Genomic DNA, 308 nt, shown 5'->3' on the forward strand with positions numbered 1-308 from the left:
TGCTTGGAATGTCTCAAACCAGATTCACTGTCTTCAATGCCCTCTCGGCAACCATTTGGGCACCGTTTTATATCTTGCCTGGCTACCTGACTGGCAGTGCCGTCCATCTGGTTCTGCCAAGTAACTTTTATCCGGCCTTGTTCTCTCTAATTGCTGCGCTGCTCATTATCACTCTCAGCTTTCGCTATGCCAGCCTTAACCTTCAGCATGGATCTCGCATCTATGCGGCGCTATTGCGCAATAACAAAAGCCAAAACACGTCATCAAAGGACTATGAGTTTCCACTTGCGTCACTGAGTTTATTCATA

At 47.1% G+C, this 308-nt stretch carries 1 protein-coding gene; it reads left to right on the forward strand.

Going from position 1 to position 308, the window contains the following annotated elements:
• Positions 1–8 precede the first annotated feature (8 nt).
• A partial coding sequence (locus A3756_RS28555; RefSeq protein WP_368664566.1) for a DedA family protein occupies positions 9–308 on the forward strand: 300 nt, incomplete at its 3' end.

Source organism: Oleiphilus sp. HI0086 (assembly GCF_001635225.1).